Annotated in this window: 12 protein-coding genes; 7 read left to right on the forward strand and 5 right to left on the reverse strand. The window is 73.3% G+C overall.

All coding sequences use genetic code 11. The annotated features are described in order from the left end of the window. Window positions 1–23: 23 nt before the first annotated feature. Window positions 24–509 carry a DUF6086 family protein gene (locus ABZY44_RS06090; RefSeq protein ID WP_356650396.1) on the reverse strand — a complete coding sequence of 162 codons (486 nt, stop codon included), beginning with the start codon at window positions 507–509 and terminating at the stop codon, window positions 24–26. Beyond that, window positions 506–1384, reverse strand: coding sequence for a trypsin-like serine protease (locus ABZY44_RS06095; RefSeq protein ID WP_356650397.1), 879 nt, complete (start codon window positions 1382–1384; stop codon window positions 506–508). The genes ABZY44_RS06090 and ABZY44_RS06095 overlap by 4 nt, the downstream gene beginning before the upstream one ends. 162 nt (window positions 1385–1546) lie before the next feature. Here ABZY44_RS06095 and ABZY44_RS06100 point away from each other — a divergent pair, with 162 nt between their 5' ends. The 4 genes from ABZY44_RS06100 to ABZY44_RS06115 all read left to right on the forward strand — a co-directional run bounded on the left by ABZY44_RS06100 (window position 1547) and on the right by ABZY44_RS06115 (window position 5064). Next, entirely contained in the window at window positions 1547–2635 is a 1089-nt protein-coding gene (locus ABZY44_RS06100) for an alpha/beta hydrolase (RefSeq protein WP_356650398.1), read from the forward strand. 38 nt (window positions 2636–2673) lie between these two features. After that, window positions 2674–3321 (forward strand): HAD family hydrolase, encoded by a 648-nt coding sequence (locus tag ABZY44_RS06105; RefSeq protein WP_356650399.1) that lies wholly within the window; start codon window positions 2674–2676, stop codon window positions 3319–3321. A 37-nt stretch (window positions 3322–3358) separates the two neighbouring features. Beyond that, the gene (locus tag ABZY44_RS06110; protein WP_356650400.1) at window positions 3359–4528 is read left to right on the forward strand and encodes a helix-turn-helix transcriptional regulator; all 1170 of its coding nucleotides are present in this window, start codon (window positions 3359–3361) and stop codon (window positions 4526–4528) included. A 323-nt stretch (window positions 4529–4851) separates the two neighbouring features. Further along, the gene (locus ABZY44_RS06115) at window positions 4852–5064 is read left to right on the forward strand and encodes a hypothetical protein (RefSeq protein ID WP_356650401.1); all 213 of its coding nucleotides are present in this window, start codon (window positions 4852–4854) and stop codon (window positions 5062–5064) included. Between the two features lie 296 nt (window positions 5065–5360). Here ABZY44_RS06115 and ABZY44_RS06120 read toward each other — a convergent pair whose 3' ends face one another. Next, window positions 5361–6581: an amidohydrolase family protein gene (locus ABZY44_RS06120; protein ID WP_356650402.1), complete on the reverse strand. Its 1221-nt coding sequence runs from the start codon at window positions 6579–6581 to the stop codon at window positions 5361–5363. A gap of 153 nt (window positions 6582–6734) precedes the next feature. Here ABZY44_RS06120 and ABZY44_RS06125 point away from each other — a divergent pair, with 153 nt between their 5' ends. From ABZY44_RS06125 to ABZY44_RS06135, 3 genes are all read left to right on the forward strand, one after another. Then, window positions 6735–9905, forward strand: coding sequence for a BTAD domain-containing putative transcriptional regulator (locus ABZY44_RS06125; protein ID WP_356650403.1), 3171 nt, complete (start codon window positions 6735–6737; stop codon window positions 9903–9905). Window positions 9906–10127: 222 nt separating this feature from the next. Further along, window positions 10128–10316 carry a hypothetical protein gene (locus ABZY44_RS06130; protein ID WP_356650404.1) on the forward strand — a complete coding sequence of 63 codons (189 nt, stop codon included), beginning with the start codon at window positions 10128–10130 and terminating at the stop codon, window positions 10314–10316. Between the two features lie 294 nt (window positions 10317–10610). Continuing rightward, the gene (locus ABZY44_RS06135; protein WP_356650405.1) at window positions 10611–11408 is read left to right on the forward strand and encodes a methyltransferase domain-containing protein; all 798 of its coding nucleotides are present in this window, start codon (window positions 10611–10613) and stop codon (window positions 11406–11408) included. A 95-nt stretch (window positions 11409–11503) separates the two neighbouring features. On the opposite strand, the gene ABZY44_RS06140 is transcribed toward ABZY44_RS06135, so the two are convergent. Both ABZY44_RS06140 and ABZY44_RS06145 read right to left on the reverse strand, forming a co-directional pair. Continuing rightward, window positions 11504–13942 (reverse strand): excinuclease ABC subunit UvrA, encoded by a 2439-nt coding sequence (locus ABZY44_RS06140; RefSeq protein ID WP_356650406.1) that lies wholly within the window; start codon window positions 13940–13942, stop codon window positions 11504–11506. Window positions 13943–14074: 132 nt separating this feature from the next. Continuing rightward, complete coding sequence (locus ABZY44_RS06145; protein WP_356650407.1) at window positions 14075–14491, reverse strand: VOC family protein; 417 nt, start codon at window positions 14489–14491, stop codon at window positions 14075–14077. Window positions 14492–14774: the final 283 nt, after the last annotated feature.

The raw sequence follows: 14774 nt of genomic DNA on the forward strand, positions 1-14774 counted from the left end.
CGGTCTCCCGGTCGCCGCCACGCTCAGCGGGGCATCGACCCGGACAGCTCCCGCGCGGCGGACCGCAGCTCGGCCAGGCGCGAGGCCTCGTAGGAGCCGGAGGCCCGGGAGGAGGGCCCGGCGGGGGGCGGGAGCGTCGCCGTGGGGCCGGGGGGCCGGAGCCGGAGCTGAACGTCCCGGCCCCCCTCCGGCGACCCGGCCGCCGGGGGCGGCGGCCACCGCACGTGCGCGCCCGCGCGCTCCGCCAGGACCAGCACGGTGGCGACGAAGCCCTGCGAGAGGGCGATGACGACCGCGTGGCCGGTGCTCCCGTGGCGGGCGAGGAGGGCCCCGGTGAAGACGCCGAGGGCCGCCGGGTCGATCCGGCACTCGTCGTTCTCCAGCGGGCCGATGCCCGAGGGGACGCCGAGCTCGGCCTCGAAGACGCCCAGTTGGGCGTGGAAGAGCCGGGCGGCGCCGTTCGAGGGGTTCCAGACCGTCTCGTCGCCGACGTCGTAGTACTGGCTCACCCCGCGGCCGCGCCCGTACCGGCCGTCGCCCGCGCGTACAGCGCCGCCGCGTAGCCGTTGAGGATCGTGCTCGTCGAGACGTCGTCCGTGTCCCCGCCCGTCAGGATTCCGATGATCTTTCCGTCGGCGGCGATCCAGGCGCTGCCGCTCGTGCCGCCCGGGAAGTCCGCGCAGTCGAAGTGCTGTTCCGTCGGGGTGGACCGGATCGCGCGCGACGTGCAGGTGCGCGGGACCTTGCGGTCCGCCGGATAGCCCGTCACCGTCACCTCCTCGCCCGTGCGGCCCGTGGTGTCGAGGACGGCGGCGCCGGTGACGTCCTCGATGTTCCGGCCCGAGGCGTCGGGGGCGAGGCGGGCGAAGGCGAGGTCGTAGTCGTCGTCCGTGTCGTCGGACCAGTGGGCGTCCTCGAAGACCTCCTGGATCTTCCAGGTGCCGTACGGGGCGCGCCCGTCCTCGTACGCGGGTGCGAAGATCGCCCCGCCTTCGCCGGCCTGGCCCGCGAGCAGGCAGTGGCCCGCGGTGACGATCAGGTTGCGTGCGGGGCTGTGCACGACCGTGGCCGTGCAGAAGTGATCCCCGGTCACATCGCCTTCGAACAGCGCCCCGGCGAACGCCGCAGGCCCGCCGGCCCTGGACGCCGAAGCCGACGGCCCGGGGCTCGGGCTGGTCGCACCGGTCGACAGTTGCGGCTGTTTCGGTGATTGCGACTGCGATGGACGGGTGGTGGAGGACGTCGTCGGGGCTGCCGCCTGCGCATGCGCGGAGGCCTTGCCGTCGTCGACCGGCACCACTTTCGTCATCGCGGCGGACGCCGCCAGCGCCGCCACCGCGCACAACACCCCGGTCACCACGGTCCGCTTGTCCACCACAGACATCCCTCCCCACTTTGCTGTGGCGAAGCATGCCCTGCGGACCGCGACTGCCGCAAGGCGCATCCCGGCCGACCCCACCGGTCGTCCCCTCCAGGCCCGTTGACAGCGAGCGGCCCCCGCCCCACACTCATCCGTATCCACTGGAAACAGTTTACGGAGGACACAATGATTGCCGCTGTCGCGACCCTCGCCACCGCCGCCCTCGCCACCCCCGCCGCAGGCCTCCTCGCCCACCGCGCCCTGCGCCGCGCCCGGGCCGCGGACTCCCTGCGGATCGACTCCCCCCGCGGCATCGACGAGCGCGGCTTCGTCCGCATCGGCGGCATCGACCAGTGGATCTCGGTGCGCGGAGAGGACCGGTCCAACCCCGTCGTCGTCGAGGTCCACGGCGGCCCCGGCGCCCCCAACTCGGTCTACACGGCACGCACCCGCGCCTGGGAGCGCCACTTCACCCTCGTCCGCTGGGACATGCGCGGCGCCGGCAAGACCTTCGGCCGGGGCGGCCCGGACGGCCAGGGCGAAGCCACGTTCGAGCGGCTCCACGAGGACGCACTGGAGGTCACCCGCTACGCCCAGAGGCTGTTGGGTGCGGACCGGGTGGTGCTCCTCGCCAACTCCTACGGCAGCGCCTTCGGGCTGCGGCTGGCCCGCGCGCACCCCGAGCTCTACTCCGCGTACGTCGGCACCGACCAGAACGTCCACACCGGCGGCCGCGACACCTCCGCCTACGACGGGCTGCTGGAGCGGCTGCGCGCCGCCGGGAAGCGCAGACAGCTCGCGCGGGTACGCGAGATCGGCCCGGACCCGTACGCGTGGACGCCGCGGCAGCGGGCGACGTACGCCAAACTCTCCGCGCAGAGCGACCCGTTGACGCTCGAAACCCTCAAGAAGGTGGTGCTGGGCTCGATGTGGCTGTCACCGCTGCACTCGCTGCGCGACCTGCGGGATTTCTTCAAGGGGCAGTCCTTCTCGGAGCGGATCACCGCGGGGACGGCCGGGTTCGACGACCGGGCCGACGGCACGCGCTTCGAGATGCCCTTCTTCGTCTTCCAGGGCGAACACGACGTCCTCACCCCGCCGGCCGCCGCCCGCGCGTACTTCGACGAGGTCGAGGCCCCGTTCAAGCACTTCGCCCTGATCGAGGACTGTGGCCACTTCGCCTCCTTCCGCCGCCCGGACCGCTTCCTGGACCTCCTCCTGACCCATGTCCGCCCCCTCCTCACGGCCGCGCCGGGCACGGGTCACACCCCGTAGTGCTGGGGGTGGGCCGCCGGGGCCCGTACGCTGACCGGATGATCCGCACCGTCGTCCTGGACGTAGGCGAGACCCTGACCCGCGATGACCGCTACTGGGGGTGCTGGGCCGACTGGCTCGGCGTGCCACGGCACACCCTGTCCGCCCTCGTGGGCGCGGTGGTCATCGACGGCCGCGACAACGCGGACGCGCTGCGTCTCCTCCGCCCGGGCATCGACGTCCAGGCCGAGTACGCGGCCCGCGAGGCGGCGGGCCGCGGCGAACAGCTCGACGAGACGGACCTGTACGAGGACGTCCGCCCCGCCCTCCGCGCCCTCCGAGCGGCCGGCGTCCGCGTCGTCGTCGCGGGAAACCAGAGCCCGAAGGCCGGCACGATGCTGCGCGCGCTCGGCCTGCCGGCGGACCTGGTCGTGACGTCCGGGGAGTGGGGCGTGGCCAAGCCCGCACCCGGCTTCTTCGAAAAGGTGTTGGAGGTGTCCGGCGCCCCTGCGGCGCAGACCCTGTACGTCGGCGACCACCCGACCCACGACCTCGTCCCGGCGCGCGCGGCCGGCCTGCTGACCGCCCACCTGCGGCGCGGGCCGTGGGGCTTCTGGTGGGCCGACGAGGTCCGCGCGCGGCGGACGGCGGACTTCTCGATCGACTCGCTGGCACAACTGGCCGGGCTGGTCGCCGCAGGGGCGTAGCGGGCGCCGCGCGGGTCCGGACCAGTACGGTGCGTGCATGGCCGATCACATCGGGCAGCGCATCGCAGCACGGCGCCATGTCCGACACCTGACCCAAGCCGACCTCGCACGCGAGTCCCACGTCTCCCTCGCCATGGTGAAGTCGATCGAGCGTGGCGCCCGTACCCCGTCCGCGGCCCTTCTCGAGGCGCTCGCGTCGGCGCTCGGCGTGGACCCCTCGAGGCTGGACCGTTCGTACACGGGCACCCGTCGCAGGGTCCACACGGCGCTGCCCTCGATCTCGGCCGCGATCGCGGGGTACGACGTCCCGCTCGCGCCGCCCGGCCGCCCGCGCCCCGAGCTCGCGTCCGCCGTCGCCGAAGCGACCGGATGGCGGCTGGCCGCCCAGTACGGGCGGATCGCCGCCGAGGCACCGGGCCTGCTGACGCAGTCACTGGCCCATCTGCACGCCGCGTCGGGTGTCCACCGGGCATCGGCGGCCCGGCTGGTGGTGGCGGCTGCCCGCGCGGCCGACGCGGTGGCCTACAAGGTCGGCGCGCACGACCTGTCCGCGCGGCTGATCGACGTGATGCGCTGGGCGGCCGTGCAGACGGAGGATCCCGACATCGGCGCGGTCGCCGCGTACGTCCACGCGGAGACGTTCTTCGCGGCCCGCGCCCACCACGCGGGGCAGATCACCCTGGAGCGGGCACTGGACGCCGGGCCCCGCCCGGCCACCGATCAGGCGGCCGCTCTCCGGGGGGCGCTGCACATGCGGACGGCCGTGGTGGCCGCCCGCGCCGGTGCGGCGGACGCGGCGCACGCCCACCTGCGGGAGGCCGGGCGGTTCGCCGAGCACTTGGAGGAGGGCATCTACCTCGGTACGGCCTTCGGCCCGTCCAGCGTGCGCATCCACAAGGTGGCGGTGGCCGTCAGCCTCGGCGGCGACCACATCGGACGGGCGCTGGAAATGGCGGGGAGCTGGACGCCGGGCGACGAGATCCCCGCCGAACGGCGGAGCGGTTTCCACGTCGAGATCGGTCGCGCCCAGCTCTGGGCCGGCCGGCCGGACGCCGCGTTCGAGTCGCTGAAGGCGGCCCGCCGTCTGGCACCGCAGCACGTCCGCGAACACCCCTGGGCCCGGGAGGACATCGAGACGATCCGTCGGATCAAGCGCGCCGACACCGGGTCGCTGAGCTCGTTCGCGCAATGGATCGGCGCGGTCTAGCGCCGCGACCCGGTGGACCTTTCCGGTCACAGCACCAGACGGGTTGAACCCTCGAGGGGCTACACCGTGTATCCGTTGCGGGCCTTTTCCCGGCCCATCATCTGTCTGCCCGCACGGAACGAGCAGAGGGGAGGGGCCATGGCCGATCCGGTCGTAGCCGACGTCGCGGACGTGAGCGTAGAGCGCCTGCATGGACAGGCCTGTTGGGATTGCGGTGCCGTCGGAGAGGAGCTGCTCCCGGCGGGCGAGGCGATCGTCGCGGGTTTCAGCATGAGATGGCCGATCGTGAAGTGTCCGCGGCACGTCGAGAGCGGGGTGGGCCGGTGATCGCCGCACCGGCCGTGGCCTGCCACCTGGCGCTCCTGCCCGAATCGGTCTCCCGGCTCACCCACGACCAGGCCCTCGGCCGGGCTTGCGTCTCCTGCGGCGTCCTGCTCGCGGCGGGCGCCGTCGAGCGCGGGACCGTCCACGGCGCGCAGGGTGTCCACGTCACCTCCGCCGTGGTCTGGTCGTGTCCGGCACCGGAGCGGTCGTGATGCGCATCTGCTGCCGTTGCGACCGCGTGATCCACGGCGAGGCCGAGACGATCCCGGTGGATTCGGCGTCCGGCGCCCGCCCGGACCGGCACCAGCACCCGCCGGACGACCCGGACTGCCGCCCGCACCGGCCGGACGGGCGATGACCGGGCGCACGCGGGCGGGTCCGCACCGGGTCCGGTGAGGACCGGGTCCGGTGAGGACCGGGCCCCGATGCGAGCCGGACCCGGTGCGAGCCGGACCCGGTGCGGACCGGGCCCCGGTGCGGACCGGGCCCCGGTGCGAGCCGTTGCGGGCTACGCCCCCGGCCAGAGCCCTTCCGGGGTGAGGCCCAGGAGGTCGATCGCGTTGCCGCGCACGATGCGGTCGACCACGTCCGGGGCCAAGTGGCCCATCTGGGACTCGCCGACCTCGCGGGACTTGGGCCAGGTGGAGTCCGAGTGGGGGTAGTCGGTCTCGTAGAGGACGTTCGCGACGCCGATCGAGTCCAGGTTCTTCAGGCCGAAGGCGTCGTCGAAGAAGCAGCCGAAGACGTGCTCGGCGAAGAGCTCGGACGGCGGGCGCAGCACCTTGTCGGCGACGCCGCCCCAGCCGCGGTTCTCCTCCCAGACCACGTTCGCGCGTTCCAGGATGTACGGGATCCAGCCGATCTGGCCCTCCGCGTACATGATCTTGAGGTTCGGGAAGCGCTCGAACTTGCCGCTCATCAGCCAGTCGACCATCGAGAAGCAGCAGTTGGCGAAGGTGATGGTGGAGCCGACGGCCGGCGGGGCGTCCGCCGAGGTGGACGGCATGCGCGAGGAGGAGCCGATGTGCATGGCGATGACCGTGCCGGTCTCGTCGCACGCCTCCAGAAAGGGATCCCAGTCGTCCGTGTGGATGGAGGGGAGCCCCAGGTGGGGCGGGATCTCCGAGAAGGCGACCGCCCGGACCCCGCGCGCCGCGTTGCGGCGGACCTCGGCGGCGGCGAGGCGGGCGTCCCAGAGCGGGACGAGGGTGAGCGGGATGAGGCGGCCGCGGGCGTCCGGGCCGCACCATTCCTCCACCATCCAGTCGTTGTACGCGCGCACGCCGAGCAGGCCGAGCTCGCGGTCCTTGGCCTCGGTGAAGGTCTGTCCGCAGAAGCGCGGGAAGGTCGGGAAGCAGAGGGCGGACTGGACGTGGTTGACGTCCATGTCCGCGAGGCGGTCGGGAACCGAGAAGGAGCCCGGGCGCATCTGCTCGTACGTGATGACTTCGAGCTTGATCTCGTCACGGTCGTATCCGACGGCCGTGTCGAGCCGGGTGAGGGGTCGGTGCAGGTCCTCGTACACCCACCAGTCGCCTATGGGTCCGTCGTCGCCCTTGGCCCCCATGACGGGGGCGAACTTCCCTCCGAGGAAGGTCATTTCCTTCAGGGGCGCGCGGACGATGCGGGGGCCGATGTCGTGGTACTTGGACGGGAGCCGGTCCCGCCAGACGTGAGGGGGCTCAACCGTGTGGTCGTCCACCGAGATGATCTTCGGGAAGGTCTCCATGGGTTCACGGTAGCGTCAATCTGACGAACCGTCAGCTACTTGGACGGCCAAGGGTCCCGGATCCGCCGGGACCGGAACCACTACGGGCTGACGTGTACGCGCAACACAGGGCAGACTGACCCTTACACCTAAGGAAGGCAGGGGGGACACCAGATGGACGGCATACCGGCCATCCCGCACCAGCGGAACCACCCCGAGACCGGTGACGCCGCCGCGGTGACCGGAGTCGTGACCGCAGGCGTACCCGGAGTCGACACCGGAGCCGACACCGGAGCCGCGAGAGCCACAACGGCCGGAACCGGCACCGCAGATGGCCACGCCGACCCGGCCCGCGGCGCCGCCGATGCCCACGCCGACGCCGCCGCCCGCAACCGATTCGCCGTCCTCGGCCCCCTCCGCGCCTGGCGCGGGGCCGATCCGCTGCCCTCCGGGACCCCGCAGCAGCGCGCCCTGCTCGCCGTGCTGCTGCTCCGCGACGGCCGCACCGCCACCGCGCCCGAACTCATCGACGCCATCTGGGGCGAGGACCCCCCTCAGCAGGCGCTCGCGACCATCCGTACCTACGCCTCCCGCCTGCGCAAGGTCCTCGACCCCGGTCTCCTCGTCAGCGACGCCGGCGGCTACGCGATCCGCCTGCCCCACCCCGAGGCCCTCGACCTCGGCATCGCCCGCGCCGTGGCCGCCGACGCCGAGGCCGCGCGGAACGAGAAGGGGGACCGCGCGCTCGCCCGTACGCTGCTGGCACGCGCCCTGGACCTGTGGGACGGCGAACCGCTGGCCGGCGTACCGGGACCGCACGCCGAAACCGAACGCACCCGGCTCGCCGAGTGGCGCCTCCAGCTGCTGGAGACCCGCCTCGACCTCGACCTCGAGCTCGGCCACCACGCGGAGGCCGTCTCCGAACTCACCGCCCTCACCGCCGCGCACCCCCTGCGGGAACGGCTGCGCGAGCTGCTGATGCTCGCCCTGTACCGCAGCGGCCGGCAGGCCGAGGCCCTCGCCGTGTACGCCGACACCCGCCGGCTCCTCGCCGACGAACTCGGCGTCGACCCGTGCCCCGAACTCTCCGACCTCCAGCAGCGCATCCTGCGCGCCGACGCCGAACTCGCCCGCGCCGAGGACCCCGCACCCGCCGCCGCGCCCGTCCACGTGAGGCCCGCCCAATTGCCCGCCACCGTCCCCGACTTCACCGGCCGCGCCAGCTTCGTGAACGAGCTCGGCGAGATCCTCTCCGGCGTCGAAGGCCAGGTCATGGCCGTCTCCGCGCTCGCCGGCATCGGCGGCGTCGGCAAGACCACCCTCGCCGTGCACGTCGCGCACGCCGCGCGCCCGCACTTCCCCGACGGGCAGCTCTACGTCGACCTCCAGGGCACCGAGGCCCGCCCAGCCGAGCCCGAGGCCGTCCTCGGCTCCTTCCTGCGCGCCCTCGGGACCCCGGACGCCTCGATCCCCGACTCCCCCGCCGAACGGGCCGCGCTCTACCGCTCCACCCTCGACGGCCGCCGCGTCCTCGTCCTCCTCGACAACGCCCGCGACGCCGCCCAGGTCCGGCCCCTGCTGCCCGGTACCGCCGGCTGCGCCGCCCTCGTCACCAGCCGGGTCCGCATGGCGGGCCTCGCGGGGGCCCATCTCGTCGACCTCGACGTGATGAGCCCCGAGGAGGCCCTGCAGCTGTTCACCCGGATCGTGGGTGAGGAACGCGTACGCGCCGAACGGCAGGCCGCGCTCGACGTGGTCGGCGCCTGCGGGTTCCTGCCCCTGGCCATCCGCATCGCCGCCTCCCGCCTCGCCGCGCGGCGCACCTGGACGGTGTCCGTCCTCGCCGCCAAGCTCGCCGACGAGCGCCGCCGCCTCGACGAGCTCCAGGCCGGCGACCTCGCCGTCAAGGCCACCTTCGAGCTCGGCTACGGCCAGCTCGAGCCCGCCCAGCAGCGGGCGTTCCGCCTGCTCGGCCTCCCCGACGGCCCGGACATCTCCCTCGCCGCCGCGGCCGCCGTACTGGACCGCCCGGAGCACGCCACCGAGGACCTCCTCGAGGCCCTCGTCGACTGCTCCCTCCTGGAATCGGCCGCGCCCGGCCGCTACCGCTTCCACGACCTCGTACGCCTCTACGCGCGTGCATGCGCCGAGCGCGACGAGCAGCCGCCGAGCGGACGCGACGCGGCCCTGGACCGGCTGCTCGACTTCTACCTGGCCACCGCCGCCGGGGTGTACGGGCTGGAGCGCCCGGGTGACCGCCTCGTCGCCCACCTGTCCGCCACCCGCTACCCCGGGCTGGTCTTCACCGAGCCGCGCTCCGCCCAGGACTGGCTGTACGCCGAGGCCGACCCGCTGCTCGCGTGCGTCCGCCAGGCCGCCGCGCACGCGGCCGGGCCGCGGGCGGACGGACCGGCGGGCGCCGGGGCGGGGGCCGGGCCGGGCGTCGCGCCCGACGTCCTGCGCCGCGCCGTCGACCTGCTGTGGGCCGCCAAGGACCTCGCCGAGTCGGGGGCCAACTCCAAGCAGTACGAATCGGCGGCCACCGCGCTGCGCGACGCCGCGCACGGCGCGAAGGACCCGTACGCGGAGGGGCGCGCCCGCACCACGCTCACCAACACGCACCTGGTCGCCGGCCGGTTCGCCGAGGCGGACGACGAGGCACGCCAGGCCACGCTGCTCGCCCGCGCCGCCGGGGACCCGCTGCCCAGCTGCTGGGCGCCCAACGACCGCGGGATCATCGCCCTCTACGAGGGCCGCTACAGCGACGGCGAACGGTACCTTCTGGAGGCCATCGCCAACTTCCGGGCCGACGCCAACTACGTCGGCGAGGCCAGCGCCCTGTGCAACCTCTCCCGCATCCACGTGGAGCTGGGGCGGCTGAGCAGCGCCATCGACCTCGCCCGGCAGGGCATCGCCATCTACGACCGGATGGGACTGACGCTGCGGCTGGCCAACGGCCGCTACGCGCTCGGCATCGCCCTCACCCAGGCCGACCGGCTCTCCGAGGCGCACGCGCAGCTCAGCGAGGCGCTCACCCTGTTCCACGAGAACCGCCAGCCGTTGTGGGAGGGCGTCACGCACTTCCGGCTGGCCAAGGTCCACCTGGCCGCGCGACGGCCCACGCTGGCCGCCTCGCACGCCGAACAGGCGATCGCGCTCCGGGGCATCGGCGGCGAGTGGCGCCGCGCGACGGTGCTGACGGTGCTCGGACGGGCGCTGCGGCAGCTGGGGCAGCGGGACCGGGCCCGGGTGTGCTGGCGGGACGCCGAGGTCGTGTTCACCCAGCTGAAGTCGCCGGAGCTGTCCGAGGTGCGGGCGCTACTGGCGGCCGAGATCGCCGCCTGAGGCGCGTGCCGGGCGGGGCGGTCCTCAGACCCTCGGGGAGGGGCGCCCGCCCGCCGCTGCCGCGCTGAATGAGGCGTTCATCGTTCGTTTATCGCCTCCCGCCACGATGGTGTTCATCGACTCGGGGTACCGGGGGGGCACCCGAGCCGGCTGGAGGACCACCCGTTCGGCGGTCCGCGGGGGAATCGCCGAACGGGCCCGACCCATCCATCAGGAGATCCGATGACGACGAACGAGAACATCCTGCCGACCGACGGTGACATCAAGCCGCTCGACAACCACGCCTCGGGCGTCGAAATCAAGCCGCTCGACAACCACGCGTCGGGTGCCGAGATCAAGCCTCTCGACAATCACGCCTCTGACGAGGACATCGTGACGCTGGACAACCACGCGTCGGGTCCGGGTCTGTAGGTCCATCAGGACACGTACGGCCCGGGTCGTGGACCACGGGGGGACACGGGGGACCGGGTCGTACGGCACGGAGTACCACGGGGGACCGGAGGTCACGGGGGACCGACCGGGGTGCACGGGGGAACGGCGGCCGCGGTGGCCAGGAGGGGGACCACCGCGGCCGCCGCATGCCCGTGTCCGGGGCCGGCCGCCGAGGTCAGCGGCCCGTGCGGCCCGTGCCCCGGCCCGTGCGGCCCGTGCGCGGGCCGACGCCGTGGCCCCGCTCGCCGAGTGCGCCAGGATTAGGCTGGCGGTGTGTTCACCTCCCAGGGCCCGACCCTCCGCGAACTGGCCGTACAGGCCCTGTCCTCCGTCGAGCGGGGCTACGACCTGCTGGCCCCCACGTTCGACCAGACGCCCTTCCGCACCCCCGACCGGATGCTCGACGCGGTCGAGGAGACCCTCGCGGACCGCGAAGGCTCCTTCGGCGCCGGGCTGGACGTGTGCTGCGGGACGGGCGCGGGGATCGGCATGCTGCGGCGGCTGTGCCGGGGCCGGGTGACCGGGGTGGACCTCAGCGCGGGCATGCTGGCGGAGGCGGAGCGGGCGCACGCGGCGGGCGACGTCCTCACCGCCGAACGCGGCGCCGAACGCGGCGGCGGGGAGACCGGCGGGCCGACCGGCCCGCGCCGGGTGGAATTCGTGCGCGTCGACGCGCGGGCGCTCCCGGCCGCGCTCGGGAACTCCTACGACCTGGCGGTCAGCTTCGGCGCCTTCGGCCACTTCCTCCCGGCCGAGCGCCCCGCCGTCTTCTCCGGGGTCCACGCGTCCCTGCGGCCGGGCGGCGTCTTCGCCTTCCCCATCGGCGCGCCGATCCCGCCGAGCCACCCGGCGTGGTGGGCGGTGGCCGGCTTCGACGCCGCGATGCGGGTGCGCAACGCCGTGTGGCGGCCGCCGTTCGTCATGTACTACCGGACCTTCCCCCTGGGCGGCGTCCGCACCGACCTGCGCGCGGCCGGCTTCACCGTCGAGACCGTCCCCCTCTCCCACTTCGGCCACCGCCCGGACGGCGCACCGCGCTGGCGCCTGGTCCTGGCCCGCCGGACGGCCTGAGGGCCCGGCGGAACGCGTACGCGCCCTGGGGGGGCCGGGTCGCCGGGGCCCGGGGACCCGCAAGACTCCGGCCCCCCCCGGATCCAGGCTTCGCCTCAGGCGCCGACGTACTCCGCGAGGTGCTCGCCCGTGAGGGTGGAGCGGGCGGCGACCAGGTCGGCCGGGGTGCCCTCGAAGACGACGCGGCCGCCGTCGTGCCCGGCGCCGGGACCGAGGTCGATGATCCAGTCGGCGTGCGCCATGACCGCCGGGTGGTGCTCGACGACGATGACCGACCTGCCGGAGTCCACGAGCCGGTCGAGCAGGCCCAGCAGCTGCTCCACGTCGGCGAGGTGAAGGCCGGTGGTCGGCTCGTCGAGGACGTAGACGAGCCCCTCCCCGCCCTTCTCCGACATGCGGGACGCCAGCTTGAGCCGCTGCCGCTCGCCGCCGGACAGGGTGGTGAGCGGCTGCCCGAGGCTGATGTAGCCGAGCCCGACGTCCGCGAGCCGGCTCAGGATGGCGTGCGCGGCCGGGATGCGCGCCTCGCCGGAGCCGAAGAACTCCTCGGCCTCGGTCACCGACATCGCGAGCACCTCGCTGATGTCGCGGCCGCCGAGGTGGAGGTCCAGGACCGAGGCCTCGAACCGCTTGCCCTCGCACTCCTCGCAGGTGCTGGCCACGCCGGCCATCATCGCGAGGTCGGTGTAGACGACGCCGGCGCCGTTGCACTGGGGGCAGGCGCCCTCGGAGTTGGCGCTGAAGAGCGCCGGCTTCACCCCGTTGGCCTTGGCGAAGGCCTTGCGGATCGGCTCGAGGAGTCCGGTGTACGTCGCCGGGTTGCTCCGCCGGGAACCGCGGATCGGCGTCTGGTCGATCGACACCACGCCCTCGCCCGCGACCCCCGACGCGCCGACCAGCGAACCGTGCACGAGCGAGCTCTTCCCGGAGCCGGCGACGCCGGTGACCACGGTGAGCACCCCGAGCGGGACGTCCACGTCGACCTCGCGCAGGTTGTGCGCCGTCGCGCCGCGGACCTCCAGCGCTCCGGTGGGCTTGCGCACCGTCTCCTTGAGGGCGGCCCGGTCGTCGAAGTGGCGGCCGGTGACGGTGCCGGAGGAGCGCAGCCCCGCCACGGAGCCCTCGAAGCAGACGGTGCCGCCCGCCTGGCCGGCGCCGGGGCCGAGGTCGACGACGTGGTCGGCGATCGCGATCGTCTGCGGCTTGTGCTCGACGACGAGCACCGTGTTGCCCTTGTCGCGCAGCCGCAGCAGCAGGTCGTTCATCCGCTGGATGTCATGGGGGTGCAGGCCCGTGGTGGGCTCGTCGAACACGTAGGTGACGTCCGTGAGCGAGGAGCCGAGGTGGCGGACCATCTTGACGCGCTGGGCCTCGCCGCCCGAGAGCGTGCCCGAGGCCCGGTCGAGCGAGAGGTAGCCGAGCCCGATCTCCACGAACGAGTCGAGGGTCTGCCGCAACGCCTCGAGGAGGGGCGCCACCGAGGCGTCCTCGAGGCCCCGTACCCACTGCGCCAGGTCGCTGATCTGCATCGCGCAGGCGTCGGCGATGCTGGTCCCGCCGATCCGCGAGGACCGGGCGGCCTCGCTGAGCCGGGTGCCCTCGCACTCGGGGCAGGTGGCGAAGGTGACCGCACGGTCGACGAACTCGCGGATGTGCGGCTGCATCGACTCGCGGTCCTTGGACAGGAAGGACTTCTGGATCTTGGGGATCAGTCCTTCGTAGGTGAGGTTCACCCCCTCGACCTTCACCTTGACCGGCTCCCGGTACAGGAAGTCCTGCATCTCCTTCTTGGTGAACTTCGCGATCGGCTTGTTCGGGTCGAGGAGGCCCGACTCGGCGTAGACCCGTACGGTCCAGAAGCTGTCGGACTTCCAGCCGGGGATGGTGAACGCGCCGTCGGCGAGCGACTTGGAGTCGTCGTAGAGCTGGGTGAGGTCGATGTCGGAGACGCTGCCCCGGCCCTCGCAGCGCGGGCACATGCCGCCGGTGCGGCTGAAGGTCGCCTTCACCGTCTTCTTGTTGCCGCGGTCGACGGTGATCGCGCCGCTCGCGCGGACGGAGGGGACGTTGAAGGCGAACGCGCCCGGCGAGCCGATGTGCGGCGTGCCGAGTCTGCTGAAGAGGATGCGCAGCATCGCGTTGGCGTCGGTCGCGGTGCCGACGGTGGAGCGGGGGTCCGAGCCCATGCGCTGCTGGTCGACGATGATCGCGGTGGTCAGTCCGTCGAGCACGTCGACCTCGGGGCGCGCCAGCGTCGGCATGAAGCCCTGGACGAAGGCGCTGTACGTCTCGTTGATCAGCCGCTGCGAGTCCGCGGCGATGGTGTCGAACACCAGCGAGCTCTTGCCCGATCCGGAGACGCCGGTGAACACGGTGAGCCGGCGCTTGGGGATCTCGACGCTGACGTCCTTGAGGTTGTTCTCGCGCGCGCCGTGCACGCGGATCAGCCCGTGGCTGTCGGCGACGTGCGGGACGACCGTCTCCGCGGCCTGGCCGGAGGCCGTGTTCGGGTCCTTGCTCGGGGCCTTGCTCATCGTGGCTGTCTCCATCCGTCGGGCGCGAGCCCTCTGTCTACCTGATCGGCGGCGCCGCCAGGGGTGCCGCAACGAGGGCCTCTTCGGCGGCGGAGCGGAACGTACGTCCCGCTCCCGTTCCGCCCGCGCTTCCTACCGGCCGCGGGGCTGGCTGAAGCGCAGCATGTTGCCGGCCGGGTCGCGGAAGGCGCAGTCGCGGACCCCGTAGAACTGGTCGATCGGCTCCTGGAGCACGTCGCCGCCGGCGGCGCGGATCCGCTCGAAGGTCGCGTCGCAGTCGTCGGTGGCGAAGATCACCCCGCGGAGCAGCCCCTTGGCCAGCAGCTCGGCCATGGCCTCCTTGTCGGCGGCCGAGGCGTTCGGGTTCGCGACGGGCGGCTCGAGCACGATGTCCACCCCGGGCTGGGCGGGCGAACCGACGGTGACCCAGCGCATCCCCTCGAACCCGACGTCGTTGCGCACCTCCAGTCCGAGCACGTCCCGGTAGAAGCCGAGGGCCTTGTCGTGGTCGTCGACGGCGATGAAGCACTGCGCGAGTGTGATGTCCATGCGTTCCACGCTACGAGCGGCCCCCCGGGATCTGCTTCTCCATTCCTGACCGGTTCGCGGGAGGCAGGGCGGGGGCCGCGGGGTCGAACTGTGGTGCGGGGGTGCGGTGTCGCCGGGACGCGTGGGGACGCGTCCCGGTGGCGGACGATGCTTCTTTTGGTGGAAGTACTCAGAGAAAGAACCTCTTGCCAGACCCCTCCAGCCTCCCGCGGCGCGACCGGTCACCCACATGGGTGAATCACGCAACTAGGCTGGATTTGGAGGGGGTTGTCTGGCATATGCT

This window comes from Streptomyces sp. NPDC006544, assembly GCF_040611715.1.
GTDB lineage: Bacteria > Actinomycetota > Actinomycetes > Streptomycetales > Streptomycetaceae > Streptomyces.

Bases quoted from the DNA above. Each gene is read 5' to 3' on its own strand.
- ABZY44_RS06095 (WP_356650397.1), bottom strand. From the start codon at position 1,384: ATGTCTGTGGTGGACAAGCGGACCGTGGTGACCGGGGTGTTGTGCGCG.
- ABZY44_RS06100 (WP_356650398.1), top strand. From the start codon at position 1,547: ATGATTGCCGCTGTCGCGACCCTCGCCACCGCCGCCCTCGCCACCCCC.
- ABZY44_RS06105 (WP_356650399.1), top strand. From the start codon at position 2,674: ATGATCCGCACCGTCGTCCTGGACGTAGGCGAGACCCTGACCCGCGAT.
- ABZY44_RS06110 (WP_356650400.1), top strand. From the start codon at position 3,359: ATGGCCGATCACATCGGGCAGCGCATCGCAGCACGGCGCCATGTCCGA.
- ABZY44_RS06120 (WP_356650402.1), bottom strand. From the start codon at position 6,581: ATGGAGACCTTCCCGAAGATCATCTCGGTGGACGACCACACGGTTGAG.
- ABZY44_RS06125 (WP_356650403.1), top strand. From the start codon at position 6,735: ATGGACGGCATACCGGCCATCCCGCACCAGCGGAACCACCCCGAGACC.
- ABZY44_RS06130 (WP_356650404.1), top strand. From the start codon at position 10,128: ATGACGACGAACGAGAACATCCTGCCGACCGACGGTGACATCAAGCCG.
- ABZY44_RS06140 (WP_356650406.1), bottom strand. From the start codon at position 13,942: ATGAGCAAGGCCCCGAGCAAGGACCCGAACACGGCCTCCGGCCAGGCC.
- ABZY44_RS06145 (WP_356650407.1), bottom strand. From the start codon at position 14,491: ATGGACATCACACTCGCGCAGTGCTTCATCGCCGTCGACGACCACGAC.